Source organism: Agrobacterium sp. 5Ca50, from assembly GCF_055381905.1.
Genome location: NZ_AP026438.1, coordinates 1,479,335 through 1,504,929, shown reverse-complemented (window position 1 = coordinate 1,504,929; position 25,595 = coordinate 1,479,335). Strand labels below are relative to the sequence as shown.

Annotated in this window: 29 protein-coding genes and 1 riboswitch; of the genes, 11 read left to right on the top strand and 18 right to left on the bottom strand. The window is 57.4% G+C overall.

What is annotated here, in order from left to right; all coding sequences use genetic code 11:
• The first annotated feature begins 228 nt into the window (after positions 1-228).
• The 5 genes from ACZ5FM_RS07290 (at position 229) to ACZ5FM_RS07270 (ending at position 3,582) form a co-directional block, all read left to right on the top strand.
• Positions 229-987, top strand: a complete 759-nt coding sequence (locus ACZ5FM_RS07290) for an SDR family oxidoreductase (protein ID WP_464040177.1) — start codon at positions 229-231, stop codon at positions 985-987.
• Positions 988-1,099: 112 nt separating this feature from the next.
• Positions 1,100-1,747 carry an HAD family hydrolase gene (locus ACZ5FM_RS07285; RefSeq protein WP_250982468.1) on the top strand — a complete coding sequence of 216 codons (648 nt, stop codon included), beginning with the start codon at positions 1,100-1,102 and terminating at the stop codon, positions 1,745-1,747.
• 113 nt (positions 1,748-1,860) lie between these two features.
• On the top strand, positions 1,861-2,646 hold the full coding sequence (locus ACZ5FM_RS07280; protein ID WP_464040176.1) for a carboxymuconolactone decarboxylase family protein: 786 nt from the start codon (positions 1,861-1,863) through the stop codon (positions 2,644-2,646).
• Positions 2,647-2,729: 83 nt separating this feature from the next.
• Complete coding sequence (locus ACZ5FM_RS07275; RefSeq protein ID WP_464040175.1) at positions 2,730-3,191, top strand: (R)-mandelonitrile lyase; 462 nt, start codon at positions 2,730-2,732, stop codon at positions 3,189-3,191.
• Between the two features lie 151 nt (positions 3,192-3,342).
• Positions 3,343-3,582, top strand: coding sequence for a tautomerase family protein (locus tag ACZ5FM_RS07270; RefSeq protein WP_250982471.1), 240 nt, complete (start codon positions 3,343-3,345; stop codon positions 3,580-3,582).
• A gap of 85 nt (positions 3,583-3,667) precedes the next feature.
• Here ACZ5FM_RS07270 and ACZ5FM_RS07265 read toward each other — a convergent pair whose 3' ends face one another.
• The 10 genes from ACZ5FM_RS07265 to ACZ5FM_RS07220 all read right to left on the bottom strand — a co-directional run bounded on the left by ACZ5FM_RS07265 (position 3,668) and on the right by ACZ5FM_RS07220 (position 12,776).
• Positions 3,668-4,648 (bottom strand): bifunctional helix-turn-helix transcriptional regulator/GNAT family N-acetyltransferase, encoded by a 981-nt coding sequence (locus ACZ5FM_RS07265; protein WP_464040174.1) that lies wholly within the window; start codon positions 4,646-4,648, stop codon positions 3,668-3,670.
• A 184-nt stretch (positions 4,649-4,832) separates the two neighbouring features.
• Positions 4,833-5,564 carry an SDR family NAD(P)-dependent oxidoreductase gene (locus ACZ5FM_RS07260; protein ID WP_464040173.1) on the bottom strand — a complete coding sequence of 244 codons (732 nt, stop codon included), beginning with the start codon at positions 5,562-5,564 and terminating at the stop codon, positions 4,833-4,835.
• Positions 5,565-5,636: 72 nt separating this feature from the next.
• Positions 5,637-6,218, bottom strand: coding sequence for a TetR/AcrR family transcriptional regulator (locus ACZ5FM_RS07255; protein ID WP_464040172.1), 582 nt, complete (start codon positions 6,216-6,218; stop codon positions 5,637-5,639).
• A gap of 201 nt (positions 6,219-6,419) precedes the next feature.
• Positions 6,420-6,905 (bottom strand): cytochrome b, encoded by a 486-nt coding sequence (locus ACZ5FM_RS07250; RefSeq protein WP_464040171.1) that lies wholly within the window; start codon positions 6,903-6,905, stop codon positions 6,420-6,422.
• Between the two features lie 115 nt (positions 6,906-7,020).
• Positions 7,021-7,809, bottom strand: a complete 789-nt coding sequence (locus ACZ5FM_RS07245) for an ABC transporter permease (protein WP_464040170.1) — start codon at positions 7,807-7,809, stop codon at positions 7,021-7,023.
• Positions 7,806-8,723, bottom strand: coding sequence for an ABC transporter permease (locus ACZ5FM_RS07240; RefSeq protein WP_275641159.1), 918 nt, complete (start codon positions 8,721-8,723; stop codon positions 7,806-7,808). The genes ACZ5FM_RS07245 and ACZ5FM_RS07240 overlap by 4 nt, the downstream gene beginning before the upstream one ends.
• Before the next feature lie 2 nt (positions 8,724-8,725).
• Positions 8,726-10,222 (bottom strand): ABC transporter substrate-binding protein, encoded by a 1,497-nt coding sequence (locus tag ACZ5FM_RS07235; protein WP_464040169.1) that lies wholly within the window; start codon positions 10,220-10,222, stop codon positions 8,726-8,728.
• A 14-nt stretch (positions 10,223-10,236) separates the two neighbouring features.
• Positions 10,237-11,061 carry a (2Fe-2S) ferredoxin domain-containing protein gene (locus ACZ5FM_RS07230; RefSeq protein WP_464040168.1) on the bottom strand — a complete coding sequence of 275 codons (825 nt, stop codon included), beginning with the start codon at positions 11,059-11,061 and terminating at the stop codon, positions 10,237-10,239.
• A gap of 94 nt (positions 11,062-11,155) precedes the next feature.
• A riboswitch (cobalamin riboswitch) is annotated at positions 11,156-11,347 on the bottom strand.
• Positions 11,348-11,536: 189 nt separating this feature from the next.
• Positions 11,537-12,166, bottom strand: a complete 630-nt coding sequence (locus tag ACZ5FM_RS07225; protein WP_464040167.1) for a GNAT family N-acetyltransferase — start codon at positions 12,164-12,166, stop codon at positions 11,537-11,539.
• Between the two features lie 52 nt (positions 12,167-12,218).
• Positions 12,219-12,776, bottom strand: coding sequence for a helix-turn-helix domain-containing protein (locus ACZ5FM_RS07220; RefSeq protein WP_246788275.1), 558 nt, complete (start codon positions 12,774-12,776; stop codon positions 12,219-12,221).
• A 25-nt stretch (positions 12,777-12,801) separates the two neighbouring features.
• Between ACZ5FM_RS07220 and ACZ5FM_RS07215 the strand changes: the two genes are divergently transcribed.
• Positions 12,802-13,731: a DMT family transporter gene (locus ACZ5FM_RS07215; protein WP_464040166.1), complete on the top strand. Its 930-nt coding sequence runs from the start codon at positions 12,802-12,804 to the stop codon at positions 13,729-13,731.
• Between the two features lie 33 nt (positions 13,732-13,764).
• Here ACZ5FM_RS07215 and ACZ5FM_RS07210 read toward each other — a convergent pair whose 3' ends face one another.
• The gene (locus tag ACZ5FM_RS07210; protein WP_464040165.1) at positions 13,765-14,742 is read right to left on the bottom strand and encodes an alpha/beta fold hydrolase; all 978 of its coding nucleotides are present in this window, start codon (positions 14,740-14,742) and stop codon (positions 13,765-13,767) included.
• 194 nt (positions 14,743-14,936) lie between these two features.
• Between ACZ5FM_RS07210 and ACZ5FM_RS07205 the strand changes: the two genes are divergently transcribed.
• Complete coding sequence (locus ACZ5FM_RS07205) at positions 14,937-15,356, top strand: RrF2 family transcriptional regulator (RefSeq protein WP_464040164.1); 420 nt, start codon at positions 14,937-14,939, stop codon at positions 15,354-15,356.
• Positions 15,356-16,126 (top strand): nucleotidyltransferase domain-containing protein, encoded by a 771-nt coding sequence (locus ACZ5FM_RS07200; protein ID WP_464040163.1) that lies wholly within the window; start codon positions 15,356-15,358, stop codon positions 16,124-16,126. The genes ACZ5FM_RS07205 and ACZ5FM_RS07200 overlap by 1 nt, the downstream gene beginning before the upstream one ends.
• A 445-nt stretch (positions 16,127-16,571) precedes the next feature.
• On the opposite strand, the gene ACZ5FM_RS07195 is transcribed toward ACZ5FM_RS07200, so the two are convergent.
• The 3 genes from ACZ5FM_RS07195 to ACZ5FM_RS07185 form a co-directional block, all read right to left on the bottom strand.
• Positions 16,572-17,225, bottom strand: a complete 654-nt coding sequence (locus ACZ5FM_RS07195) for an oxidoreductase (protein ID WP_464040162.1) — start codon at positions 17,223-17,225, stop codon at positions 16,572-16,574.
• Between the two features lie 158 nt (positions 17,226-17,383).
• A complete protein-coding gene (locus ACZ5FM_RS07190; RefSeq protein ID WP_464040161.1) occupies positions 17,384-18,394 on the bottom strand; it encodes an alpha/beta fold hydrolase in 1,011 nt (336 codons plus the stop codon).
• Between the two features lie 8 nt (positions 18,395-18,402).
• Positions 18,403-19,614: an MFS transporter gene (locus ACZ5FM_RS07185; RefSeq protein ID WP_464040160.1), complete on the bottom strand. Its 1,212-nt coding sequence runs from the start codon at positions 19,612-19,614 to the stop codon at positions 18,403-18,405.
• 125 nt (positions 19,615-19,739) lie between these two features.
• On the opposite strand from ACZ5FM_RS07185, the gene ACZ5FM_RS07180 reads away from it, so the two are divergent.
• Positions 19,740-20,642 carry a LysR family transcriptional regulator gene (locus ACZ5FM_RS07180; RefSeq protein WP_464040159.1) on the top strand — a complete coding sequence of 301 codons (903 nt, stop codon included), beginning with the start codon at positions 19,740-19,742 and terminating at the stop codon, positions 20,640-20,642.
• A 12-nt stretch (positions 20,643-20,654) separates the two neighbouring features.
• Here the strand turns inward: ACZ5FM_RS07180 and ACZ5FM_RS07175 are convergent, their stop codons facing one another.
• The 4 genes from ACZ5FM_RS07175 to ACZ5FM_RS07160 all read right to left on the bottom strand — a co-directional run bounded on the left by ACZ5FM_RS07175 (position 20,655) and on the right by ACZ5FM_RS07160 (position 23,535).
• Entirely contained in the window at positions 20,655-22,121 is a 1,467-nt protein-coding gene (locus ACZ5FM_RS07175) for a hypothetical protein (protein WP_464040158.1), read from the bottom strand.
• A gap of 208 nt (positions 22,122-22,329) precedes the next feature.
• Positions 22,330-22,779 (bottom strand): Rrf2 family transcriptional regulator, encoded by a 450-nt coding sequence (locus ACZ5FM_RS07170; protein WP_464040157.1) that lies wholly within the window; start codon positions 22,777-22,779, stop codon positions 22,330-22,332.
• Between the two features lie 207 nt (positions 22,780-22,986).
• Entirely contained in the window at positions 22,987-23,142 is a 156-nt protein-coding gene (locus tag ACZ5FM_RS07165; RefSeq protein ID WP_259146419.1) for a hypothetical protein, read from the bottom strand.
• A gap of 135 nt (positions 23,143-23,277) precedes the next feature.
• Positions 23,278-23,535 (bottom strand): LysE family transporter, encoded by a 258-nt coding sequence (locus ACZ5FM_RS07160; RefSeq protein ID WP_464040156.1) that lies wholly within the window; start codon positions 23,533-23,535, stop codon positions 23,278-23,280.
• A gap of 230 nt (positions 23,536-23,765) precedes the next feature.
• Between ACZ5FM_RS07160 and ACZ5FM_RS07155 the strand changes: the two genes are divergently transcribed.
• Together ACZ5FM_RS07155 and ACZ5FM_RS07150 are read left to right on the top strand one after the other, a co-directional pair.
• Positions 23,766-25,217 (top strand): hypothetical protein, encoded by a 1,452-nt coding sequence (locus ACZ5FM_RS07155; RefSeq protein ID WP_464040155.1) that lies wholly within the window; start codon positions 23,766-23,768, stop codon positions 25,215-25,217.
• A 2-nt stretch (positions 25,218-25,219) separates the two neighbouring features.
• Complete coding sequence (locus tag ACZ5FM_RS07150) at positions 25,220-25,591, top strand: hypothetical protein (protein ID WP_464040154.1); 372 nt, start codon at positions 25,220-25,222, stop codon at positions 25,589-25,591.
• Positions 25,592-25,595: the final 4 nt, after the last annotated feature.

Below are 25,595 nucleotides of genomic sequence, written 5' to 3'. Positions count from 1 at the left end.
GGCATGAGAGTTTGTTGGATCGCCAGTGTCAATCAATTGACTGCGCGCAAATACACAGAACCCCTCACGTGAAAAATCTATCACTTAGCAAGCTAAGATGATGATTTTTCGTCCTCTCCCACAAGGGTAGAGGTAAAGGCGCAAGCCTTACAGTTCCACCCCACGCTTCCGTTTGCCGTGCAGTGCTGCTAACCATGGTCCATCAATCAGCAAGGGACGTTACGCCACATGACCACCCGCCCCATCGTCCTCGTTACCGGCGCAAGCAAGGGAATTGGTGCCGCAACGGCGGTTGCCTTTGCCAAGGCCGGCTATGACGTTTGCGTCAATTACAACAGCGATGCTGAAGGCGCGAGTGAGACGGTGGAACGCTGCAAGTCTGAGGGCGCAAGGGCCATTGCCGCGCAGGCCGATGTCGCTGACCGTGATGCGGTGGCGCAGATGTTCGAGAGTTGCGACAAGCTGCTTGGGCCCCTCTCCTGTCTCGTCAACAATGCCGGTGTCATTGGTGGTGCAAGCACCATAAACAAGCTGAAGCCGGAAAGCCTTATTGCCACTTTCGGCACCAATGTGTTCGGCATGGTCTATTGCATTCAGGAAGCGGTCAAACGCATGGCCACCGATCAGGGCGGTGATGGCGGCGCCATCATCAATATGTCATCGATTGCCGCAAGTCTGGGCAGCCCCGGTGAATATGTGCATTACGCCGCCTCCAAGGGTGCGGTGGAAACCCTGACGATCGGGGCTGGCAAAGAACTTGGTCCGGTCGGTATTCGCGTCAATGCGGTGCGGGTTGGCACTACGGCAACCGACATGCACCAGCGTGAAGGCAACCCCGACCGGCCGGATATGGTGGCGCGGATGACGCCGCTTGGCCGCATTGCCCAGCCCGATGACATTGCCAATGCAGCACTTTGGCTGGCCTCACCGGAGGCGAAATTCGTGTCCGGCACCATATTGACGGTCGCTGGCGGGCTGGCGCCGTAAGTCTCTCCCCATCCATTGCTGCAGATGTCTCATGTAAGCTGGACTAGCTGTGCCATGTCGGATAGACCGGGCACATTCGAAACCCGGCATATAACCAAAACAGGATTTGACCATGGCTTTGCAGTTTTCCGGCGTATTGCTTGATCTGGACGGGCTTTTGCTCGACACGGAAAGACTGCAATTCGAGGTCGGTCCTGCCGTGCTCAAAGGCATGGGTTTTGACGTGGCGCCAAGCTTTTTTCAGGCACTGGTCGGCGTGGACCGCGCCACCGGCGCCCGCATGATCAGCAAGGAACTGGGCGGTGACATTGATGGCGCAGCCCTTGACCGGGCGTGGAATGAAGCCATGGATGAACGCATGCGTGACGCCATTCCGCTGCGCCCCGGCGTGCATGACTTTCTCGATATGCTGGATGAGCAGCAACTGCCACGCGCCATCGCCACCAACAGCGAGACGGACCGCGCCAAATGGAAATTGCAACATGCCGGCCTGTTGCACCGCATGAACGCGGTTATTGGCGTGGATATGGTAAAACGTGGCAAGCCTGCGCCTGACATCTATATCATGGCCGCGGAAACCTTGGGGCTGACACCTGAGAAATGCGTGGCGCTTGACGACAGCGACCTTGGCGTGCGCGCCGCAATCGACGCCGGTGTGGGAAAGGTTATCCAGATACCTGACATGGTGATGAGCCGTGACCTTTACGCCCACCATCAGGCCGGATCGCTGCAGGAAGCACGCGCCATCATGGGGTTTTAAGCGCCGGCATTTATGCTGCAGACCGATAAGTCCAATCGAAATTGGGCCTCTAATGTCAGGGGAATTCGCACCTAACTTTGAAGGGTTGTCATCACCTTTGAAGGAATTCCTGTATGAACAAGAAACTTGCCGCCACGGCATTGTCCATGTCGCTTTCTGCAGCCGCCCCGACATTTGCTGAAGACACCAAACGCGCCAGCATGACGCAACCGCTGACGATTGCCGATATTCGTGCGGTTTCTCCCGCCCTTGGCAAATATGCCCAGACAATCGTGCTTGATGAAATCTGGAAACGGCCGGGCATGTCGCCACGTGACAGAAGCGTGGTGACCATTGCCGCACTGATTGCACGCGGCCAGACAATCGAGATGCCATTTTATTTCGAGCGGGCGCTTGATAATGGCGTGACGGCTGGCGAATTGTCGGAAATCATCACACATCTGGCGTTTTATGCCGGTTTTCCGCAGGCCACGGCTGCCGTTGCGGTTGCCAAAGATGTGTTTGCAGCGCGCGGCATTACCGCCGAGCAATTGCCACCGGAAAATCCGGAACTGCTGCCCATAAACCAGGCGGCGGAAGACAACCGCGCAAAAAGTGTTGCAGAAAGCGTTGGCCCGATCTCGCAAGGCGTTGTCGATTACACCGCCATGCTGTTTCAGGATGTGTGGCAGCGCCCCGGCCTTGCGCCGCGTGACCGCAGTCTGGTGACGGTGGCATCGCTGATTACCAACGGCCAGTCGGCGCAGGTCGGTTTTCATTTGAACAAGGCAATGGACAATGGCCTGACCGCCACCGAGGCCTCGGAACTTTTGACGACACTTGCCTTCTACGCGGGGTGGCCAAACGTATTTTCCGCAGTGCCCGTTGCCAAGGACGTGATTGAAAACCGGCCAAGCTGAGCTTTGCCAGCCGCAAGACCTGATTTGCGTCACGCAGCGTTTTTGTCGCCACTTGGCGACACCCCAATTTCAAAGGAAAAACCGTGAAAAAGACCATCGCTATTGCTGCGACATTGAGTGCGCTTGGCAGCCCGGTTGCGGCCGAAGGCATCATCATCTCCGAAAACAGCACCAGAAAATCCATGCTTGCCTCGAAAGAGCAATTTACCGGTACGGTGTTTGTGGAGCCGATGTTTGATGCCAATGACCAAAATGGCCATAGCACCGGGCTGGTGACCTTTACGCCGGGTGCACGCACCGCTTGGTATTCGCACCCGCGTGGGCAGCTTCTGATCATTACCGAAGGTGCCGGCTGGGTGCAGGAAGACGGTGCGGAAAAACGCAACGTCAAGGCGGGCGACGTGGTGTGGTTTGCCCCCGGCATTCGCCACTGGCATGGCGCAACCGACACAACACTGATGCGCCATATTGCCCTGTCCTACATGGAAAACGGCGCCAATGTTGCGTGGTCCGATCAGGTAACAGACGAACAGTTCCGCAACTGAATTGAAACATTGAGACCCTGCACAACAGCCCGGCCAACCATCGACAAAGGTTGGCCGGGCTTGTTTTCAGGCGGCATTTAAAGCGGTGGAAGCACCGGGTTTTCTGTCCTATTGATGTGGCAAACCTGAAAGCCAAGGATTGGATAAGACCATGCCCCATATTTCCGTAAAGATGTTTCCCGGAAAGACCGAAGAGCAGAAGCAGGAATTTGCCGCCAAGGTGGTGGAAGCCGCCAAGGCTATTTTCGGCTCTACCGATGCATCGCTTTCGGTTGCCATTTCCGAGGTAGAGCCACCGGAGTGGGAGACCACGGTCTACGGCCCAGATATAGCGGCCAACGAGGCCGCACTTTACAAACGCCCCGGTTACGGCGATCTGGCCAAGGCATAAATACCAACGCCTGAGCCACAAATTTGATTTCAAAAGGCCACCGCTGATACGGTGGCCTTTGTCATGTCAGGTAATGACGGTTGGATCAGGCATGCGGGGTTTTGCGCACAAAACGCTGTTCCAGCACCTCGCGGCCCCACTGGCTACCGGCATATTCCTCAACCAGCGCAAAACCTCTGACCTCATAGAGGTGACGGGCGGCGTTGAGGCCGGAAAACGTCCACAGATGGGTTTCGTTAAAACCATTGGCGTCAACGAAGTCCATCGCGGCATCCAGCAGCTTCTTTCCAACGCCGGCGCCGCGCAGCGTATCATCGGTGATGAACCATCGCAGATGGGCAATGCCCTGCCCGAGATCTTCACCGTCGATCGCGACCGAGCCCCGCACCTGGCCGTCACGCATCGCGGCCCATATCCGGTTTTGCGGGTTTTCCAGACGGCTGCAGAACTCTGCCAGCCCGCCCGCGACCCGGCTTTCAAAGGCCTGGCCGAAATCGCTGGTGCGGGCATAATAGAGCGCGTGCATCTCCGTGATGCGAGCGATGATGCCGGGTCTATAGCCGGTGACAATCTCGACCGGGCTTGATTGTGGCTTGTGGTCTTCCGGTGTTTGGTCTGGCGGCTTCTGATCTGGTGGCAACAGCGCCTCGGCGTAAAGCCGCATGCCTTCCAGCACCGTCTCATGCTGCCCCTGATGCAGACGGCCAAGCGCCGACGAGACCTGCGCACGGGCAAAGGCGTGAATGGATGCGACGCGCTGTTGTCCTGCTGGTGTCAGCGACAGGCGTTTGGTGCGGGTGTCTTCTTCACCGGCCGCTTCGCGCACATCGCCCGCTTCCACCAGCTTGCGCAACATGCGGCTGACACTTGATTTTTCCAGACGCAGGATCAGCGCCAGATCACGCGCCGTCATGCCGCCCTTTTCAATTTCAATCAACGCATGCACGGCCGAGGGTGGCAGGTCGGTGCCGGCAAAATCACCGCCCATGAAACCGAGCTCCCGCACCAGATGGCGCGAGGTGGCGCGGATGTGATCAATCAGCTGACTTGCGGGTTCAACGGCCATGGCACGAACTTTCAATATAGTTGCATCATGCAACCATATGCGGATTTCGATGGCGTTGGTCAATGATGATCATGAAAAATCGGAAAGACGAAGATAGCCTCAGTCAGGCGTTAGGTGATCGGCGGTTTGCCGCACGGTTCGGCAAATGGCCGGGACCGTGCGGTGATCGGGGTTGGCGGCAGGCCTACAGGGTAAGTCCACCATCAATAGTCAAACTTGCGCCGGTCATGTAGGACGAACCGGAACCGGCGAGATAAGACACAACGCCAGCAATTTCTGCGGGATCAGCCACACGTTTCAGCGGGCTTCTGGCCGACAGCATGTCGATGATACCGGCATTCATGTCAGTGTCGGTTGGGCCGGGCTGGACATTGTTGACAGTGATACGGCGCGGCGCAAGATCAAGCGCCAGGCCCTTGACCATGGCTGCGACCGCAGCTTTGGTCAGCTGGTAGACACTGCTGCCGGGAAAACCAGTGCTGATGGCGACATTGGAGCCGATGGTGATGACCCGGCCGCCATCCTTCAAATGTGGCACGGCGGCCTGAATGGACAGGAAGACGCCGCGAATATTGATGTCGAGCATCATGTTGAGCTCATCCAGGCTGACGGCTTCCACTGGATTGAGACGCAAAATGCCGGCATTGACCACCACCGTGTCTATACTTCCTAACAGGTCAACCGTTTTGGCAACCGCCGACTGTATGGCCGCCGGGTCCGCACTGTCTGCCTGAATGGCGAAGGCGCGACCGCCCAGCGCTTCAACATGGGCCACCAGTTCATTGGCGCTGTCTGGCCGTGAGACGTAGGTAAAGGCGGTATCAAAACCATCTGCTACCAGCCGTTCGACAGCAGCGCGGCCAATGCCGCGCGCACCACCAAAGACCAGAGCCGTTTTACGTTCATTGATCGTCATTCAGTGTCTCCTTTATTGACTGATCAGTCCATAATTATGCACAATAAAACCTCTCGTCTTAGAGAGGTTTTTTCAGGCTTTCAGACGGGCAACAGCAAAACGTGCCATGCCCTTGAGATCATCAAGAGATGAACCAGCGCGCGCTGCCAACTGCATACCCGTCATCGTCATCTGGATGAAGGTCGCCGTTTGGTCGACATCGAGACTTTGATCCAGTTCGCCCAGTTTCTGCCCCTCTTCCACGCGTTCTCTAATGCGTTGGTGCAGCAATGAGCCGACCTTTTGCCGACGGGCGTTCAGCGCCTCATCCGTCACGCCGAATTCGCCCACCGAGCCAACGCCCATGCAGCCCAGCGCCCGTTCGCCATCATCATCGGCGACCAAGCCGGCCAGTAAGGCTTCGATGCCTTCAATGGGTGACGCAGGCTGGGTCAACCGTCTGACATGGCCGGAATTGGTGCGGCGCTGATAGGTATCCAGCGCCTCCAGATAAAGTGTGCGTTTGTCACCAAACGCGCCATAAAGACTTTGGCGACCGATGCCCATGGCTTCGCGCAGATCATCGGTCGATGTCGCGGCAAATCCCTTTGCCCAGAACACCCTTAATGCCTTATCCAGCGCCGCGTCGCGGTCGAATTCTCTTGGTCTTGCCATAGGATCAAACTAAGCATTATTGACACATCAGTCAATAATTATTTTTGGGACACTGAATTCTGTCACGGGCAATGATGGCGCGACACTGATCCGGCCGAATGGGCTGGTGGGCTGAAACGTCTTCAGGTGCTCACGAGATTCAGGTTGCGCTGCCGTGCCTAAGTGGGGGCAGCACGGCAGCGCAACCCTGCGCCGATGCACTCAAGACACAGTCATGCGGCGCAAGACGTCAGATTTGAAATAGAAATGCTGGGCAAGAGCGCCTGCGACATGGGCACCAAGCAGCAGCCAGAGCGCTGTTTTCAGCACCTCGGCATGCAGCGTGCCGGCGACATCAATGCCCATGTAATAGGCCATCATGCCTGAAATCGGCATGGCAAATAACAGCGCGTAGAGCAGACCATGCACCAGCCCTGCCAGCCGGTGAATGATGGGCGGTTGGCCACGTGGCTGTGGCGGCACGCCTGATGTGATGCGGATGGCAAGCCGCACCGCAACCAGAAACAGAATGGCAATGCCAACCAGTGCATGGATATTGGCCGCTGATATATCTGACGGCTGTGGCACCTGTCCGTGTTTGACCAAACGGTGCCAGGCATTCATGCCATCCGGCAACAGCAGGTTAAAGGCAACGAGGGCTGCAACACTCCAGTGGAGAAGTTTCTGGACGGTTGAGTAACTGCGCATGGGCGTGTTCCCTGAGGCTGACCTGTTTGTGACAACAGCGATGCCCCAGATGGCTGACACGAAACTGAACGAGTTGCATTGTGGAAAAAATTACACGCGAAAACCTGTGCTGGCATCAGATATGGCGGCGGCGTTTCTGATCCATTTCGGAATTATCGAAGGTCCAGTTCAACACCGAGACCGTGATGGCAATGGCAATGCCCGGCCAGATCATCAACATCGGATGGTCGAAGATGAAGACGCGATATTCAAACAGCATGGAGCCCCAGTCGGGTTTTGATGGGTCTGCGCCAAGGCCGATAAAGGCCAGCGCCGCATAGGCAACGATGGCAAGGCCGGCCTGATTGCCGACATAGGTCAACATCAGCGGCAAGGTGTTGGGCAGCAGGTGGCGGGTTATCATTCTGGCCGGTGACACGCCCAGGCTTCGTGCCGCCAGAATGAAGGGCTGGCCCAGCACCCGTTTGCTGAGCGAATGGGCCAGCAGCGAATGCGGGCCAATGCCTGCCAGCCCCAATGCCACGCCGGCACTGAGCGGTGACAGGCCAAACAGCGCGGCGGCCGTCAGCGCCACGATGAGCGTGGGTACCATGATGAAAAATTCGCAGGCGCGCAGCAGGATGCTTTCACGCCAGCCGCCCAGAATGGCGGCGGTGGTGCCAATTATGCTGCCGACAACAAAACCGATGGAGGCCACGGCAAAGATGACGCAGCCGGTTCTCCAGCCACCGGCCAGAATGCGCGAAAACAGATCCCGCCCCAGATGGTCGGTGCCGAGAATATGCTGGCTGCTGGCACCGGCATGGCGGGCCAGAATATTGACGGCATCCGGATCATGCGGTTGCCAGAGGCCGCCGGTGACGAAAAACAAAGCGATCAGCGCCAGCAACAGATAACGGATCATAGGCGGGCTCGCGGATCGAGATATTCCATGGCAAGGCGTGCGGTCGCATTCATCAGCAGCATCCACAGCGCAATGACCACGACATAGGCCTGCAACACCATCTGGTCACGGGCGGCAATGCTTTGCACGAGAAACTGGCTGATGCCCGGCAGGCCGAACAGGATTTCCATGGTTGCGGTGGAGCCAATGACCCAACCGGCCTCGGAGCGAGCGGCCGACAGCAGCGCGTAAAGCGCGCTGTGGTGGCCGTGGCGCCACAGCGCCTGGCGGGGTGACAGACCCTTGGCCAAAGCGGTGACGTAAAATGGCAGGGTTGCGGTTTGCCTGAGATCATGGCGGTAGACCCGCGCCAGTACGGCTACCGAATGCAGCGCAATCAACACAATTGGCAGGACGATCGATGCCGTGTCATTGGCGAAGGGTCTGATCCACTTCAACTGCACGCCCAGCACCCATAACAGCACCAACCCCGCCCAGAAGGCCGGAACGGCCTGCACGAACACAGACAGGCTGCGGCTGAACCTGTCGACGATGCCGCCGGGTTTGAGCGCAGCAAAAAAGCCAAGCGGCACGGCCAGCAGCATGGCGAGAAAAAGTCCCGACAGGCCCATGAACAGCGAGACCGGCAGGCGCGCGGCAAACTCAGCAAACACCGCCTCGCCGGTGCGGAAGGACCGGCCCCAGTCGCCGACTACGAACCCTTGCAGCCAGTGCAGGTAACGCAGCGGAATTGGCTGATCCAGCCCCCATTCCGCCCGCAAGGCAGCGAATGTTGCCTCTGTTGCCGGCAGGTTCCAGACATGCACGGCAATGGCCACGGGGTCAGACGGCATTGTCGAAATAATCGCGAAGGCGGCGAAGGAAATCGCCGCCAGCCCGATGGCTGATCTGATGCAGGGCCAGATCAGGTTCATGTCTATTTCGCTTCGCCAATATCGGCGCGCAGGACGTGGTAGTCCGAACCCCAGGGCTGATAGTTTTCCAGCCGCTTGGACACACCGACATACCAGACCGGCGAGACAAGGAACGAGGCCGGAACGTCCTCGAACAGCTTGTCCTGCGCATCCAGTGCAATGCTGACGCGGGCATCCGGCTCACCTTCCGACGCGAAGCGGTCGAGAATGGCGTCAAATTCCGGCGAGGCATATTTGGCGTAATTGAGCGAGGCGCCGGTGCGCAGCATCGAGTTGAGGAAGAAGGCCGGGTCACCGCTTGGTGCAGTGTGTTGTGCCCAGAGCGCAATATCGAAATCGCCTGCCGAAGCAACCTGCTGGATGCTTTCGACCACCTGCGTATCAAGCTCCACGCCGACCCTTGCCAGCTGCGCCTTAACGACCGGCAGCATGGTTACGAGGTCAGGACGCTGCGGATAGGTAATGGCCAGCAGGCGCAGCGGCTTGCCGTCCTTTTCACGGGTGCCGTTGGAACCCTTGGTCCAGCCCGCCTCCTCCAGCAGCGCCGCTGCCTTAACCAGATCTGTCACGCGGGGATTTTTTCCGGCAAAGGGAAAATAGGCGGCGTAAGCGGCGGTTGCCGGTTCACCGCCATTGATGGCGGCTGCCAGTTCCGTGCGATCAAAGGCCAGATCAAGCGCCTGGCGCAGTTTGACATCTGCCAGCAGCGGACGGGTGGTGTTGAGGAATGCCAGATATTGATACCCGACCGGGAAAGACTTGATGGTGAGGTCCGGGTTGGTTTTCAGGCGGCTGACGACTTCTGACGGCAGGCCGAAGGCCAGATCAAGTTCGCCGGATTCCAGCGCCAGTGTCATGCTTTGCGCGTCACCAAACTTGCGGAACTCAACCGGAGAACGGTTGTCTGCACCGACAAAATGGGCGTTGGGTGCAAGGGTGATCGATGCATCTGTCTTGAAATCGGCAATGCTGTAAGGGCCGGTAAACAGCGCCTCGCCATTGGGTGCCGGTGTGTAGGCGACCAGTGGCCATTCGGCAAACAGTGCCTGAATGTAGGGAACCGGCTTTTCCGTCGTGACCTTGAGTGTCAGGTCATCGACCGCGGCAAAACTCAGCTTGCCACCGGTGGCAAGCGCCGCCTTGTTGTTGGCGAATGTATTGTCAAATCCGGCGGCCAGAGCCTTGGCGGTGACGGGCGAACCGTCTGAAAAGGCGCGGCCCGGCTGCAGGGTGATTGTCCAGGTCAGCTCATCATTGCGCTCTGCCTTGTCAGCCAGTTCCGGCACCAGCTTGCCATCACGGTCAACGGTAAACAGGTTTTCGCCAACGCCGTGGCTGGTCAGGGCCCAACCGTTGGAACCCTTGGCCGGATCGGTGCCCGAGGTGATGTAGGTTGCGCCAACGCGTAGCGGCTCTGCGGCAAAACCGGCAGCCGCCGTGGACATGACGGCGGTGGCAAGCCAGGTCGCGCCAAGACGCGACAGGAATTTGGGTGACATTTTATCTCCTCGGATCAGTTTTGGGGAATACGCAGCCGCTGCTTGCGGCCTGTGGGATGGTAGGCGTGGGTTTCGACCACATGGTTGCCAAGTTCAGGGCTGCCGAGCAGATGGCCTGCAATGATGTCATCGACCGCCTGTTCGGTAACGCCGCCGTAATAGGTGCCATCGGGAAACACCTGCAGCACCGGCGCCAGATTGCACGGGCCAAGGCAGCTGGATTTGGCCGTCATGGTGCCAGCACCGGTGACGCGCAGTTTCAAACGTTCCTGCTGGTTGCGAAGGTGGTTCCAGATTGTCTCGGCGCCTGCGCTGTTACAGGCACCGCCGGAACAGACGAGAACGCGGTATTTCTGTGCTGGCACCAGCGACCCTTCCTGCGCGACCGCCTTGCCGGACGTGGTTTCCAGCGCCTGCGCCTGTTCCAGAAGCTCGCTCATCAGCGGCAGCATCAGGCCCGCAGAGGCAATATCGCCGGTGATGGAAATTTCCGGCCATGGCTGGGTGGCTGACGCACGCCAGCGCTTCAGCGACTTGACCAACCAGTTGCGGAAACTCGGCTCGACCGGCAGAACCAGCGGCAGAATGGTGATATGGTCAAGCTGCTGTTCCAGCAGGGAAAACAGCCCGTCGCGCAGCGAGGGCGTGCCCTGCTCCGTAAAGGCAAATTGCACGATGTCTCCGGGGCGTGACAGCGCAATATGGTCAGCCAGTTTTTCGGCAAGGCGCTGCATTTCCAGATGTGGAGATGCGGCAAAGGCAGACTTTGCAATGAGAAGAATGGCGCGCCGTGACGGGCGCATGGGTGGGGTTTTCAGGTGTTTTACGTCTTCATTCACTGCCAAAATCTCAAATACAGGAGGCAGCAAAAATGAAGGCATGTCTGGCAGGAAGGCCGCGCACACACTCATTCCTGTGGCACACCCCGACCACGGAATCGTATCTCGTCAGGCAGGTCTCCTGGCTTGCGGGTCAATGCCGTTGTCCGTCTTCCCGGCATTTCTGCCAGTGACATGTTGGACAAACGGCTAACCGCTTACAGTTGCGGGACAGCTTCGGTTTTGCACCGAATTCCCTCTTAGCTTCCACCCAGAGGTGGAAGAACCATGACCCAGACAAGCTACACGTTCAGATATCACTGTCAATGTTACCAAGCCGCGCTTTGGTACGGGCAGTGGATGGACCGACAGATAACATAAGTTACGTTATTACATAACGTGATCGATTATAATGGCAAGGGCATTGGGTGGTGAATGCACAGCAAGCCCCTGCCCCTGGCAAGCGTGTGACAAGGGCAAGGTTGGGTGACTGGTGTTAGGCTTCTTTCTGTTGCGGCTGGATCAGCGGTACATGCGGTGCGGCCGTCAGTGGCAGGTGGCCAGTCAGGCGCGGATCGGCCTGCGTTTCCACCTGAAAAGCATAGGGCCGGAAACCGGAGCGCAGGTAAAAGCCGAGTGCCGAGGGATGGTCCAGCGTGCAGGTGTGCAGGTGCAGGCGTTTGATGTCTCTCTGCCAGGCACGTTTCAGCGTCGCATTCATCAGCGCGCGGCCAAGCCCCTTGCCGGTTACTTCCTCGGTCAGGCCCAGAAACACCAGCTCACATTCATTCGGCTCACGGAAATCAAGTTCCATCAGGCCGATATCCTGCTGGCCATCGCGCAGCACGTAGAGCTCCACATCCTCATGGCCAATGATCGAGGCCAGTTTTTCATCGCTGATGATGAGGCGCGAAAACCACAGCCATTCTGCACCGATCTTTCGGTAAAGCGTGCGATACGCCTCCAGATCTGGCTTTTCCATACGGTCCAGGCGGATGTCACCGACAAAGGACGGTTCTGCCGCTTGCGGATTTTCGGTCATTTCCAGACAGGTGACGACACTGGCAACATGTCCCGGCTGGACGTGCGAATAACCTGATGGCGTGAAGGTCTTTGTGGTGCTCATGATCATGCTCGATATATGCGGAAGGCAGGAATTGGGGTGTTTGGGCTTGCGTTTAGCAAACCACCACGCGGGTAAAATGCAGCACCTCATCGCCGATATTTTCATAGGAATATGGCTGGGCGCTGTCGAAAATGGTGAAGTCCCCGGCTTTGACCACCACGGAACCATCCTGTTTGTTGATGCGCAGGCGACCGGCCGACACGGATATCATTTCATACCAGCCAACCGGGTCCGGCTCTGCCTGATAGGTATCGCCAACATCGATCGACCACGACCACAATTCGGCAAGGCTGCGGGCTGGCGCCGTGCCCAACAGCACGGCAAAACTTTTGCGCGTTGCGCCGCGCCAGGCAATTTCCTCGACCTTGGTGGTGCTGGCGGCGGGATTTGCCACCATGGCCGCAAAACCGACACCCAGCGCACGCGACAGCGAGGCCAGCTTGCTGAGGCTGATATTGGTATCGCCACTTTCGAGATTGCTGATCATGCGACGGCTGAGGCCGGAGGCCTGGGCCAAGGCTTCCTGGCTCATGCCCGCATCAGCACGGTAACGGCGAAGATTGGCGGCCACATGGGCGAGAACATCGGATGGGTCATCTTGACTGTGCATTATATTGCTCATATTGCGTATTATTATGCACACACTTTCGAAATACAAGCTGGTTTTTTCCCGCCAGGAACTGGCGCTGATTGCCATTACCGTGGTCTGGGGCGCGACCTTCCTGATCATTCACACTGCCATGAGCCATACCGGGCCGTTGTTTTTTGTCGGACTGCGGTTTCTCGGGGCTGCTGCCATTTGTCTGGTCATTTTCCGCAAGCGCATGCGGCATCTGACCCTGACTGAACTGCGTGGCGGTGCGGTTATCGGCACGTCGATATTCATCGTGTTTTCCCTGCAGACCTTTGGTTTGCAGACGGTCAACAGCAGCACATCGGCCTTTTTGACGGCGCTTTACGTGCCGCTGGTGCCGCTGCTGCAATGGCTGGTGTTGAAACGGCCGCCGAAAACCACCACGCTTGTTGGCGTGGCGCTGGCCTTTGCCGGGTTGGTGATGATTGCCGGGCCGGATGCGCTGCATGTCGGGCTTGGGGCTGGTGAAATTGCCACCTTGCTGAGTGCCTTTGCCATTGCCGTCGAGATACTGCTGATGAGCCGTTTTGCGATGGTGGTGGATAGCGGCCGTATTTCCGTGGTGCAGTGTTTTGTGGCAAGCGCCCTTTCCTTCCTTGCCATGCCGCTGTTTGGCGAAGGCATTCCCGACTTTTCATGGGTATGGCTGACGGCGGCCCTCGGACTGGCGGTGGCCAGCGCGCTGATCCAGTTCACCATGAACTGGGCGCAGAAAACCGTGTCGGCCTCTCGCGCCGCCATCATCTATGCCGGGGAACCGGTGTGGGGCGGCATTATTGGCCGCATGGCTGGCGACCGGCTGCCGCCGCTGGCGCTGCTGGGCGCATTGTTTATCGTCGCCGGTGTTATCGTCAGCGAATTGAAGGCCGCTGAAAAACAACAGGACGACAGGCCGCTGCCTGACGATGATGGCGTCAGGCAGACGCCATAAGCAAGGTGGATGACGTCGGGAGCGTGAAAAACCTCAGTTTTCCAGTGTGTTGAGAAAGTCCAATAACAGGCCCGATACCTCTTCGGGCCTTTCCTGTTGCAGCCAGTGACCGGCACCACCAAGCACATGGCTGCCGCGCAGACCCGGCACCTGAGAGGGCATGGCGGAAATGATCTGATCCATGCCGGGAATGCTGAGGCCGGTATCCCGTTCGCCAATCATGAACATCGCCGGCACGCTGACCATCTGGCCGATGTTTGCCTGTTGTAGTTCCCAGTTGCGGTCGAGATTGCGGTAATAATTGAGGCCACCGGTAAAGCCGCTTTTCTCAAACGCGTGAACCAGCTGATCAAACTCGTCCTGCGGCAGCCAGGACGGCAGAGTCTTCGGGTCTGGCAGGCTGGGCAGAAGTCCGGTTTTACGGTCCACCATACCAAAGGGGTTGGGTGTCGCATCCCCTGCCTTGCGCGGCCCCGCCTCACCGCTTGCGGCAAACAGAAGCTTGCGCAGGGTCAGCGCCACGTCACGGTTAAACTCGACCTCCGCGCCTTGCGGCTCCTGAAAATACAGGGTGTAAAACTGCGCCTGATCATTTTGCGGAAAAATCTGTGATGGCGGCACGGGCGGTTGGCCCATGAAGGGAACGCTGAGTGCCGCCACGGCGCGAAAACGGTCCGGCCGCATCAGTGCGGCCTGCCAGGCGATGGTTGCACCCCAATCATGGCCGACCATTACAGCCTGCTGTTCGCCCAGCGCATCCAGCAGTGCCACCAGATCACCTACCGCATGCACCACGCTATATTGGTCGTCACGCGCTGGCGCATCGGTTTTGCCATAACCGCGCAGATCTGGTGCCACGACGCGGTAACCGGCCTGCGCCAGTGCCGTAACCTGATGCCGCCAGGCACGTTTTGTCTCGGGAAAACCATGGCACAAAATAACCAGCGGGCCTTCGCCTGCTTCAAGCACGCTGATGTTGATGGTGCGGGTGTTTATGGTTTTTTCGATCATCGGCTACTCCTCGGCGGCTTGCCGCAAAAGCGGCTGGGCATGGGGTGCGGAAACGGTGGTGAACAGCGCTATCGCCTTCAGCAGAAAGTGGCGACGGCACATGCACACATCCTTTCATCGCGTAACAATAAATGTTACACGTTAGGTCGGATGTCAATATACCGTAACTTTTATTGTTTCAGAAAAGGCCATTCATGAGAACCGACGGTCGGCTTGCCAGAATGTTGCACGTGCTGGTTCACATGGGGTTGCTGGGTGGCCGGGAAACCTCCGAGCGGATTGGCCAGATGCTGAACACCAACCCGGTGGTGGTGCGCCGCACGCTGGGGGCGCTGCGCGAACATGGCATTGTGGAGTCTGAAGGTGGCCGTGGCGGCGGCTGGAAACTGACCAGACCGCTGGACGAGATTACCGTGCTGGACGTGCAACGTGCGCTGACCGCCGGCAGCATTTTGACCGCACCAACCTCTGAAGACCACCCGTCCTGCCCGGTGGAGCGCGCCTCCAACCGAGTGATCGAGGCGGCGCATGCGGCCGCCGAGGCACGGCTGGTGGAGGCCTATGCCGCAACCACCCTTGCGCAGATTGGCAGCGCGGCGCTGGATGTGACGTGATGGGTGTGGATCAGAACGGGTTTATCCAGACCATTGTCACGCCACCCTTTCAGGAGGCATTTCGCCCGCTGCTCGACCATATTTGCCAGCAACTTGCGCCGACAAACGTTCCTTGCGTTCACAGCGTCTATGTCTATGGCAGTGTTGCCACGGGCCAAGCCGTTGCCGGGCGCTCTGATCTTGATCTCTCCATCATCCTGCACGCCGCACCCACCTCCGATGAGGCGACAGACCTTGAACAGATACGCCGTGAGGCAGAGACCGCCTATCCGGTGGTGAGCAAGATCGACTTCGACATCGGCCTGCTAAGTGAGGTCTTGCCGCCAGAGGCCGGCCTAGCCTGGAAATATTGGCTGCGACACCACTGCCGCTGTCTCCTAGGGGAAGATCTGGCGCTTGGTATCGGGTTGTTTCGCCCGTCGCGGCAATTGGCGCTGGCGGTGAATGGAGACTTCGAGAGAGTTCTCGGACACTACCGTACATCACTGAGCGGAAACATCTCACACAGTACGGCTGACCGACTGATGCGTGAGGCATCACGCAAACTGATCCGCTCCACCAATGTCTTGCGGCATCATGAGGATATCGACTGGCCGGATACGCTGGATGCCCATGCCAACCGCTTGCGCGACCGTTTTCCGTTCAGGCGTGACGATATCGATTATTTTCTGACGCAGGCTTTGACACCACAGGATGAACCTGCAGCCTTTACCGTGCGGTTGCAGTCATTTGTCGACTGGATGGCCGCGCAGAACAGGAATTTGGGCTAAAACGCTGAAGCGATGTTTCACAGGTCGTTTCCGCCCTCACCCCGAACATCGTCATTTTCGGGCTTGTCCCGACAATCTGAACAGGTTGCATATTTGGCACCGGCTTGGATCCTCGCCACAAGGGCGAGGATGACGTCGAGTGGGCGGATCGAGATGCGGCAGAACATGACCCCTCACCTGAAAAATCTATCACTTAGCAAGCTAAGATGATGATTTTTCTTCCTCTCCCACAAGGGTAGAGGTAAGGGCACGATCCCAACCCATGAACGCTATCCTATGTCGTTCAGTGCAACCAACATACTCCCCCTCATCTCTGTGCTTGTCACAGAGATCCAGGCCAGCCCAAGTCTTTGGGATGAAAAGAAGCCTTTCGCCGCGCAGACGCGCGGCACTGGATGCCCACAGCAAGCACAACGCATGAGGTGCCTACATAAACATACAAGCCTCACGCCAGTTCGCTGGCCGGGATGATATGCACGCCGGGTTTTTGAGAAATGGCGGCGGTCAGAAGTGCGCGGGCGATGTTATCAGCCGGGCTGACGCGCCAGTGGCGCGGCAGAAGCGGGCCAATGAGCCGCATGGCATGCAGGAACACCCGTTCACCAAGTCGAAACTCAGGCCGTTTGCCGCCGATAATGCCGGGGCGCACGATGGTGAGCGATGTAAAGCGCTGCGCTTCCAGTTCCTTTTCCAGCTGGCCCTTGACGCGGTTGTAAAAGAACCGCGATTTGGCGTCTGCACCAATGGCCGAGGTCAGCACATAGGTGGAGGTGCCGTAAGCCTTGGCGAGGCGCGCCACATCCAGCGGGTAATCATGGTCCACCCTGCGGAAGGCCAGTTGCGAACCGGCCGCCTTGATGGTGGTGCCAAGCGTGCAAATAACCGCATCCGCCCGCCACCAGTCGGCCTCGGTTGGCAGCTGGTTGAAGTCGACCTGCGGTGACAGGAGTTTTTCATGGGGCGGCAGAGGGCGGCGGGTCGGTGCAATGACCTTGGCCACGGCGGGGTCTTCCAGCGCCAGTTGCAGCACATGGCTACCGACCAGCCCGGTGGCACCAACAATGAGCACCGTTAGGCCATCGCCTGATGTTTCTGCCATGCCGTTTTCTCCTCGCCAATCTTAGGCCCGCTTGTCTTGGTCCGCTTGTTTTACAGGCAGACCACCAAACGCATGGAGTGGAAGGTAGGTTGCAGCGCGTAATCCGGCAAGTGCGGGCAACCTGCCGTTAGCGGATGTTACCTTGCGGCATGTCCACCTTAACGAGCGAGCAGATCCCGGATTGCCTGTTCGATGAAGGCGGTGTCGGCATCATTCAAGCCTTCGCCGGCCACATGGCCCCAAGCTGAATTGAGAATGCGCAGTTCGGCCCTGGCAATCCTTTCCGCCTCATAAGCGGCATCATCCGGCGGGAAATAAAGATCGCTGGAGCACGGCATGATGATGGTGTCTGCCGTGATGGCCGCCAGCGCCTTGTCGAGATCGCCGCCATATCTGACATTGGCGCTGATATCGGCATGCTGGCCAGTCCAGATATGGGCAAGCAGGTTGTTGGCATCCCGTTTCAGGAACCAGCCTTCACAGAAATCGACCAGAAAGTCTTCCAGCGACGCGTAACCCAGCGCCGTCTCATCCAGCTTATGCCGGAAAAAGCCTTGCGAAAAACCCCATGCCGCATAGATGCGGGCGGCAACCCGCAGGCCGCGATGCGGTGGCTTACCATAAAAGCCACCATGAAAATCTGCATCCAGCTCGATCGCCGAACGCACACTGTCAAAAAACAGATGGAAGTGGCGCGAGGTGCGCGCCGCACTCTGGAAGGTGAACAGCCGTTCGACCATATCCGGAAAGGCCGCCGCCCACTCAAAAGCCTGCGCACCACCCAACGACCAGCCAATGGCCATGTGCAGTTTGGTGATGCCGAAATGTTCCGACACCAGCCGGTGCTGCTGCTGCACATTGTCATGGATGGTGACGTGAGGAAACCTGGCATCACCTGTTGGTGACGGTGTGTTGCTGGGTGAGCTGGAGAAGCCATTGCCGAACATGTCAGGCACGATGATGAAATATTTCGCAGGGTCCAGCGCCCTGCCCGACCCAACCAGCCAGGCCGTGTCATCATGGCTGGCGGCAAAGGATGTCGGGTAGATGATGGCGTTGTCCTTGGCGGCATTCAACGTGCCGAAGGTTTTATAGGCCAGTTTTGCCTGCCGGATGGTACGGCGCGACTGCAGGGTGATGTCACCCAGTTCAAAGATCTCATGGGACATGTCAGTGCTCACAGATGGGTTTTGCGTTGAGAAACGAGGGTCGGAAAAACAAGGGTGGAAAAAACAAGGGTGGCCAGCAGCGCCAGCGCGGGCAAGATGGCTGCCAGCGCCAGATTGGTAACAAGGTCGGCCTTATCGACCACCTGCCCGCCCATAAAGGCGCCGGCGGCAATGCCAATGTTGAACACCGAGACAAACAGCGCCGAGGCAATTTCAATGGCTGATGGTGCCGCCTTCATCATCCATGTTTGCAGGGTGACGGACACGCCGCCATAGGCCACGCCCCAGAGCAGCAGCAAGGTGGCGCCGCTGGCCGGCGTTGCGCCGAGCCAGACGAAACCTGACATGGCGACAACCAGTCCGGCCGAGATGGCCAGAAGCGTGAGCCTGATGTGGCTGATAGCGGCCATGCCGGCCAGAAAGTTTCCGGCAATGCCAGCGGCCCCATATAAAAACAGCAGCGCGCCGATCCATTCCAGCTTCACGCCCGAGACGATCTGCAAGACGGGGCTGACAAAGGTGTAGGCCATGAAATGCCCTGTCACCAGAAGCAGCGTGATGGTGAGGCCAAACACCACAACCGGGCGCGACAGCTGGGTTTTGAACTGGCCAAGGCTGACGGACTGGCGAATGGGCAGCGCTGGCAAGGCCCAGAGGTTAAGCACCAGCACAACGGCGCTGAACACCGCCATGGCGGCAAAGGCGGCGCGCCAGCCGGCGAAATCACCAATAACCGCACCCATGGGCACGCCCAGCACCGAGGCGGCGGCCACCCCGCCAAAGATGATGGCAGTGGCAGTGCCAACCGCATGGTTTGCGACCAGCCGCAGCGCCAGACCACCGGCAATTGCCCAGATGCCGCCCATGCAAAAGCCGACAATGATCCGTGCCGCCAACAGCCAGCCCATGGAGGGCGCAAGGGCCGAGGCAACATTGGCGGCGACCAGCAGTGCCAGCAACCCGGCCAGAATATGCCGCCGGTCCACACTGCCAGCCACCAGCAGAACAAAGGGCGCAAACAACGCCGCCAGCAGCGCGGGCAATGAAATTATCAGGCCGGCTGTACCGACAGAGGTTTCCAACGCCGTTGATATCGAGGTCATTAGACCCACGGGCAGCATCTCCGTGGTGACGACGGAGAATGTGGCCAGCCCCACTGTCAACACGGCGGGCCAGCCGCCGCCTTTTGTCTGATCTGTTGCTGAAATATGCGGTTGCATGAGCCTGCCTGTCCTTTGCGCTTTACGCGGCCAAGATGGCGCGCCGTTGAAGACACGCTGTTTACTGGTTCCCAAAAACCGATAAAGTGGCCACACAGGGCAAGACATGGGACAAAACGGATACAATGCTTGATCATTTTGGTGATGTGCTGGCGTTTGTGCGGGTGGCCGACAGTGGCAGCTTTACCCGTGCGGCCGATCGGCTGGGCATGACACGGTCTGCGGTTGGCAAAAGCATAACGCGGCTGGAGGAAAACCTTGCCACACGGCTGATACAGCGCACGACACGCAGCACCAGCCTGACCGATGAAGGCAAGCTGTTTTACGAGCATGCGCTGCGGATTTTATGCGAAGTAGACGATGCCGAGGCAACGCTGGCCGAGCGCAACCAGACCCCGAAGGGACGTTTGCGCGTTGACCTGCCGACCGCGTTTGGCCGGCTGCACGTGCTGCCAGTGTTGCAGCGTTTTTTGCAGGATTGGCCGCAACTGGAGGCCGATGTCTCATTTTCTGATGATTATTGCGACCTTGTGTCAGACGGTATCGATGTGGCCATTCGCATTGGCGGACCAAGCGATAGCGGCCTTATCCGCAAGGTTTTGGCCCCTCACCGGCTGGTGACGTGTGCCACGCCGGAGTATCTGGAACGACGTGGTTTGCCGCGCACGCTGGATGACTTGGCCCAGCACGACAAGATCGTGTTTACCTATGCCAACGGGCTGGTGCCATGGCGCTACCAGATGGGTGGCGTGGCCCGCGACATCAGCGTTCAAGGTGCGCTACGCCTGAGCAATACCGAAGCGATACGCGATGCTGTTCTGGCCGGGCTTGGCGTGGCGCAGCTGGGTGAATTTCTTGTCGGTGACGACATCAGGCAAGGTCGGCTGATAGAGCTGCTGCCGGACCATGTGCGCGCGGAAACGCCGATCTGCGCCGTGTACCCGACGCGCCGCCACGTATCGCCCAAGGTGCGGCGCTTTGTGGAGATGTTGCGCGCCGATTGGGCCAATGGCGCGCCTTGGATCTGAACCGTTCCGAAGTTACCAGCGGATTGGGGTTTCCAGCGTTTCCCAGAAAATCCAGCGGAACACTTCGCGGCGCGGATGGTACCCGCGTTCGCGGCCGGGCTGCGCCTCGGAAAATGGGTCCAGCACATGCAGCACACCCGATGCGCTGGCGACGGCGACACGGCCGCTGACCGGATCAAAATCAAAGCCGCGCAAGGCCGAACCGAGGAACTGGGTGAACACCGGCTTGCCACCGCTAAGTGGTGCGGCATGCGACCAGCCTGCGCCACCAATCCACGCCACCGGCTCACCCAGACCATAGACTTCGCCGGGCAGCTGCGTCATGCCATAGGCGCGCAGATAATCATCCGTTGTCTGCGGTTCTTCTTCGCCCTCGTCATGATCACCCTTCAGTGACGCCAGATCGCGGCAGACGGTAACGCCGCTGGAGCCGTAACGGGAGTTTGACAGCAGGCTTTTGGAGTCATCGGTAAAACGCAGATTATAGGGGTAATCGCTCTCAGCCTCGATGCGGCCATGCGGTTCAATGGTGGTCTCGGTGATGCGCTCGACATAATGGCCGCCATACGCATCCTGCCAGCCATAGGCAACGTAGTGCCCATCCGGTGAGATTGCGACGTGGCTGGCATCAATGCCGAGCGGGCCGCCGAACTTGGCCTTGATGTCCTTGTAGCTGCCTATGTAAACCGGGCAATCATCTGAGCCGACATTGCGCACGCCGTCTTCGGCATCATCGGCAGTTTCTTCGGCGTCGTCGTCGGCGGCATCATCATCTTCGTCTTCGTCTTCGTCGTCTTCATCGACATGGCCGGGGCGTGGCGCCAGCAGGGTCCAGTCGCTGCCGCGCAGCAGCCAGATGCCGAATTCATCACTGGCCAGAACAACGCTTTTGCCATCATCTGAAATTTCAAGGCAACGCACCGTTGTGGCATCGACCTCGATATCTTCAGGCCACGGGGTGATCTCTTGTGTGGCGGGGTCGAAACCCTCGGAAATGGCAAGACCCTGCCCGGTGGCCAAAACAATCCAGCGCCGGTTGCGCGAAATGGCCACCATGGTGGCACCGTCCACTTCGGTGATCTCGCCGCCATCAATGTGCAGGACCTGATCATCCAGCCGCACCAGAAAGGCGTCCGGCCCCAGGATGACGACAGCATGCAGGCCGACATCGCCCATATGCGAGGTGAAAGGTGTGTGGGCGGGGTCAAAACGCTCCCGCGCCCGCTGCCAATGGCCGGCGGCATTCAGTGCCACCACCTCATCCAGCACCGCATCGGCAAATTCTTCATCGCGCTCGTCTTCCACCAGATCTTCGTCGGGACTTTCATCGAGATCGATGATGGCCTCCAGCGCGGCGCAGACATTCAGCGCCTTGGCGCGGCCAATGCGGTTCCAGCTGTCAAAGTCATGGGCCGACGGGCCTTCCGATGCCTCTGGCTCGGTTTTATTGAGCAGTCGGGAAAAGATATTGCGTAACATCTGCGGGCATCACTCTCTGACAACAGTCGACAATCAAAGGCCGGTTCCCGGAAATTAATGATTTCCCAGCCAGCTGCGCTTTACCGAACTTCACATCAAGATGTGACGCACGGACAGGCACAACCATACATCGCAAAAATTCGTTCCAGTGGCGATCTTTATTTTTTGGCTAAAACTTGCTTACCGCGCCCTGATCAGGCTCAACAGATCACGCGCTGCAGGACTGGACCTGGTGCGCGCCTTCGGGGGCAACAAATGTCTTGGCAATGTCAGCCAGAGTGACGCCGGCAAAACGGTCCATCAGGCGTTTTTCCGCATCGGAAAACACATCTTCCAGCGTGGCGTTAACGGCCTTTTCAATGGGGCAGCCGGGCATGTCATAGGCCGGGCCGACCGCAAAAATCGACGGTTCACCCACAGCGCGGTAAATATCCAGCAGCGTCAGTTCTTCCAGCGGCCGCGCCAATGTCCAGCCGCCGCCATGGCCACGTTCCGAGTGCACATACCCCTGCTCACGCAGGCCTGCCATGGTGCGGCGAATGACAACAGGATTGGCATCCAGCATGGTGGCAATCATGTCCGATGTCATGACGCCCTTGTGCCTGCCCATGTGGATCAACACATGCAACATGCGCGACAACCGGCTGTCCTGTCTCATCTGGTTTGCCTCATCTTCTGCCCTGTGAATCTTGCCATACCACAGGCTGCGCCGTTTCGTTACCGCAAATGTGTCGTGAAGGGTCGGAACCGTCCACCCTTTTTGAGCGACAGGTTTCGAGACTGTCACTCGCAGGTGAAGCAAAGCCGGCTGTCACCAATCGGCGACGCCAAATCAAGCACTAACCTTGGTAGATGACCGTGGCACTTAACGCTGCAACTTCTGCCCAGCAACGGTGCCAAGAAATCCTCCGATGGCTGCCAGAATGGCGGCAACCAGAAACGTCGCGCCCATGTTCTGAGCGATCCAAACAATTGCGCCAGCAAACAAACCGCCAACCAGACCAGGTAAAAACTGTCTCATCGTCACCTCCAATTTGCACCATGACAGGGTAGACAATTCTGCGTTGAACGCAAATCACCCCTTGATCGCTTTGAGAAATGACCCGGCCCAAGGCAAGGTTTGGAGGCTCATTGAATATTCACAGCCAACTCGCTCTCACAATTCACCCCCTCCTTGAACACCCCATGGCACAGCGGCCAAGTCTTGCACATCATGGCGTGACACAGCAGAGCGAAACGCCCTGAAGGCGAGCAAGAGAAGATAAAGCCCGCCGATTATCTTGATGGCGGTCAGCATAGAGGCATAGGTGGAGATTAGCGCAATCAGGCCAAGTGCGGTCATCGTGGCCCATATCAGCGACCCTGCCGAAATGCCAAGCGCCAGGGCAATACCCGAGACCACCCTTGAATTCAATCAACGTCTATCAGCGCTGCGCAACGTAAACTTTAGCCGTAATCAATAATTATCTGGCGGAGAGAGCCACAAACTGAAACTAACGTGTGGACAATCATTATACGCGCGTAACGCGCATCACACAACGTATTTTGCGTCAACCTGAAGTATAGTAGCGTGTCTACAATCAAGTTCACAAAGTGCCTCTCGTTCTGTTTCAAGGCAAAAGGCTCACAATTCTCGGTGTACACGTGCCAGACAGCAAAAATGACTTCATTGAACAGCCTCGCTCAGCCCGCAACGTTTCCAGCCAAACTATAGCGCAACTGACTGAAGAAGAGCTCAGGAAGGCAATGCAAGGCATCAGGTCGCGTGTAAAAAAACAGGTGAGCGGCGGAGGCAATAGACAACGTGCGGTTTTCTCAAATGACCTCGCTCGTGGATTGAAACGCAAGCACAAGCGGTTAACTGACGGCACATTTCAGGCCTCACGCGTCAGTTCTCATAAATCTCCGAAATCGAATTTGATTGCTGATGCACTTTTCCCCTCTAGAGCAGCGCAATGGCGAACGAGAGGGCGAAAATTCGGTCGAATAAACGTTAATTCATTCTCGTTTATTGACGACCCCATTTCTACTTTAGCCATGCTAAAAAAGATCGCCATCGCTGAATGTGAGTATGAGAATTCAGAGTTGAACTTCCGTATGCCCTATTGCTTAGATATTGCCCCAATGGTTGTGCTGGGATTAATGCGGCGAGACATGATCGAAGTATTCAAAGGAGGACGTGTAACGGCTACGGTCGATAAAGTACTGCGCGCTGTCCAACTGCCCGAGTTTTTACAAATGGGACTTCGAAATGATGGTGACCATGCTGATGTCTGGGCGTTTCCTTTGCGCGAGGCTAGTGAGCGCGCAAAAGACGACATCGAATCGGTGGGAAACAATACCCGAGAAAAAGTCGCTCACGATTTATCGAGCAAGTTGAATGAATGGCTCGAGGTCGCCACGGCAACCGAAGAAAGCTATTTTTGTTTTTCTGACACCGGGCGGGATTTTTTGAAGACAATGGTTTGCGAGATATTGGAGAATTGCGAACGCCACGGACAGCAAAGTGAAGGCATGATTGGATCATGGGCGTGCGCTGGTTTTCTCGCTAAAAGGCCAAGCACATCAAAAGATCGACAATTCGACTTTGTTTGTCATTTGGCATTTGTAAACACTGGGCAGAGTATCGCGGAAGGGCTCGAGAATTCAAATCATCCGCAAACCGTCAACGCTCAACAGGTATATATTGCGAGCCACGGAGTATCCTTGTTGAGACCTCGCGGCTTGGATCATTCATTATTGCGGACGGTTTTAGCTCTGCAGCCTGGTATCACTCGCCATCAGATTGAAGATACAAATAGCGGTGGTATTGGCTTCAGAAGAATTATTGATGCAGTATTCCATTTAAATGAAAAAGCCACTGAAAGCCCTCCTAAAACGGTCATTATTTCAGGCGATTGTTGCGTTAAGATTTCCGGGCTATATTCAAAGCATGGTCGGAACTCTGATGGGGTTTTGGGATTGTATTTCAATCGGGAAAATAGTAGGCAGTCGCCACCAGATAGTGAATACGTCTTCAAGTTGCCGTCAAAGTTTCCTGGAACTATAATTGCTACACGATTTTTGATCGATCCAAAGTTGCCGACGGTGAATTAGGTATGATACAGCTCAGTCTAGCGGACATATTGAAAAAAGGTCGTGCCAACTCGGTGCTTTCGGGTCGAGCTGACGGCGCTTACGCGAGAGCAATTCTCAAGCTGAACGATATTGAAGATCGTGGAGAAAGAATTAATTTTCTAGTTCCAAGAGACCTTCGAGAGCTAACTCCATCATTTGTTCTCGGTTTGTTTTCAGCAACATTCAAAAAATTCTCCGGAGATCTCGCAGATTTCGATGAAATCCGATCTAAGTTTTTTGAATTGTACGATGTAAGCGCGTCAAAAGAGGTTCTCGAAGACATTGATGAAGCGATACACGATTTCATCGACTCGGAAAAAAGCCTCGCTTCTTTTACCGCGACAAAGCATTGAGATC

Bases quoted from the DNA above. Each gene is read 5' to 3' on its own strand.
- ACZ5FM_RS07225 (WP_464040167.1), bottom strand. From the start codon at position 12,166: ATGAGCACCACAAAGACCTTCACGCCATCAGGTTATTCGCACGTCCAG.
- ACZ5FM_RS07280 (WP_464040176.1), top strand. From the start codon at position 1,861: ATGAACAAGAAACTTGCCGCCACGGCATTGTCCATGTCGCTTTCTGCA.
- ACZ5FM_RS07200 (WP_464040163.1), top strand. From the start codon at position 15,356: ATGGGTGTGGATCAGAACGGGTTTATCCAGACCATTGTCACGCCACCC.
- ACZ5FM_RS07270 (WP_250982471.1), top strand. From the start codon at position 3,343: ATGCCCCATATTTCCGTAAAGATGTTTCCCGGAAAGACCGAAGAGCAG.
- ACZ5FM_RS07255 (WP_464040172.1), bottom strand. From the start codon at position 6,218: ATGGCAAGACCAAGAGAATTCGACCGCGACGCGGCGCTGGATAAGGCA.
- ACZ5FM_RS07265 (WP_464040174.1), bottom strand. From the start codon at position 4,648: ATGGCCGTTGAACCCGCAAGTCAGCTGATTGATCACATCCGCGCCACC.
- ACZ5FM_RS07150 (WP_464040154.1), top strand. From the start codon at position 25,220: ATGATACAGCTCAGTCTAGCGGACATATTGAAAAAAGGTCGTGCCAAC.
- ACZ5FM_RS07240 (WP_275641159.1), bottom strand. From the start codon at position 8,723: ATGAACCTGATCTGGCCCTGCATCAGATCAGCCATCGGGCTGGCGGCG.
- ACZ5FM_RS07290 (WP_464040177.1), top strand. From the start codon at position 229: ATGACCACCCGCCCCATCGTCCTCGTTACCGGCGCAAGCAAGGGAATT.
- ACZ5FM_RS07165 (WP_259146419.1), bottom strand. From the start codon at position 23,142: ATGAGACAGTTTTTACCTGGTCTGGTTGGCGGTTTGTTTGCTGGCGCA.
- ACZ5FM_RS07260 (WP_464040173.1), bottom strand. From the start codon at position 5,564: ATGACGATCAATGAACGTAAAACGGCTCTGGTCTTTGGTGGTGCGCGC.
- ACZ5FM_RS07235 (WP_464040169.1), bottom strand. From the start codon at position 10,222: ATGTCACCCAAATTCCTGTCGCGTCTTGGCGCGACCTGGCTTGCCACC.
- ACZ5FM_RS07245 (WP_464040170.1), bottom strand. From the start codon at position 7,809: ATGATCCGTTATCTGTTGCTGGCGCTGATCGCTTTGTTTTTCGTCACC.
- ACZ5FM_RS07250 (WP_464040171.1), bottom strand. From the start codon at position 6,905: ATGCGCAGTTACTCAACCGTCCAGAAACTTCTCCACTGGAGTGTTGCA.
- ACZ5FM_RS07190 (WP_464040161.1), bottom strand. From the start codon at position 18,394: ATGTCCCATGAGATCTTTGAACTGGGTGACATCACCCTGCAGTCGCGC.
- ACZ5FM_RS07285 (WP_250982468.1), top strand. From the start codon at position 1,100: ATGGCTTTGCAGTTTTCCGGCGTATTGCTTGATCTGGACGGGCTTTTG.
- ACZ5FM_RS07180 (WP_464040159.1), top strand. From the start codon at position 19,740: ATGCTTGATCATTTTGGTGATGTGCTGGCGTTTGTGCGGGTGGCCGAC.
- ACZ5FM_RS07215 (WP_464040166.1), top strand. From the start codon at position 12,802: ATGCACACACTTTCGAAATACAAGCTGGTTTTTTCCCGCCAGGAACTG.
- ACZ5FM_RS07185 (WP_464040160.1), bottom strand. From the start codon at position 19,614: ATGCAACCGCATATTTCAGCAACAGATCAGACAAAAGGCGGCGGCTGG.
- ACZ5FM_RS07210 (WP_464040165.1), bottom strand. From the start codon at position 14,742: ATGATCGAAAAAACCATAAACACCCGCACCATCAACATCAGCGTGCTT.
- ACZ5FM_RS07195 (WP_464040162.1), bottom strand. From the start codon at position 17,225: ATGGCAGAAACATCAGGCGATGGCCTAACGGTGCTCATTGTTGGTGCC.
- ACZ5FM_RS07170 (WP_464040157.1), bottom strand. From the start codon at position 22,779: ATGAGACAGGACAGCCGGTTGTCGCGCATGTTGCATGTGTTGATCCAC.
- ACZ5FM_RS07220 (WP_246788275.1), bottom strand. From the start codon at position 12,776: ATGCACAGTCAAGATGACCCATCCGATGTTCTCGCCCATGTGGCCGCC.
- ACZ5FM_RS07205 (WP_464040164.1), top strand. From the start codon at position 14,937: ATGAGAACCGACGGTCGGCTTGCCAGAATGTTGCACGTGCTGGTTCAC.
- ACZ5FM_RS07175 (WP_464040158.1), bottom strand. From the start codon at position 22,121: ATGTTACGCAATATCTTTTCCCGACTGCTCAATAAAACCGAGCCAGAG.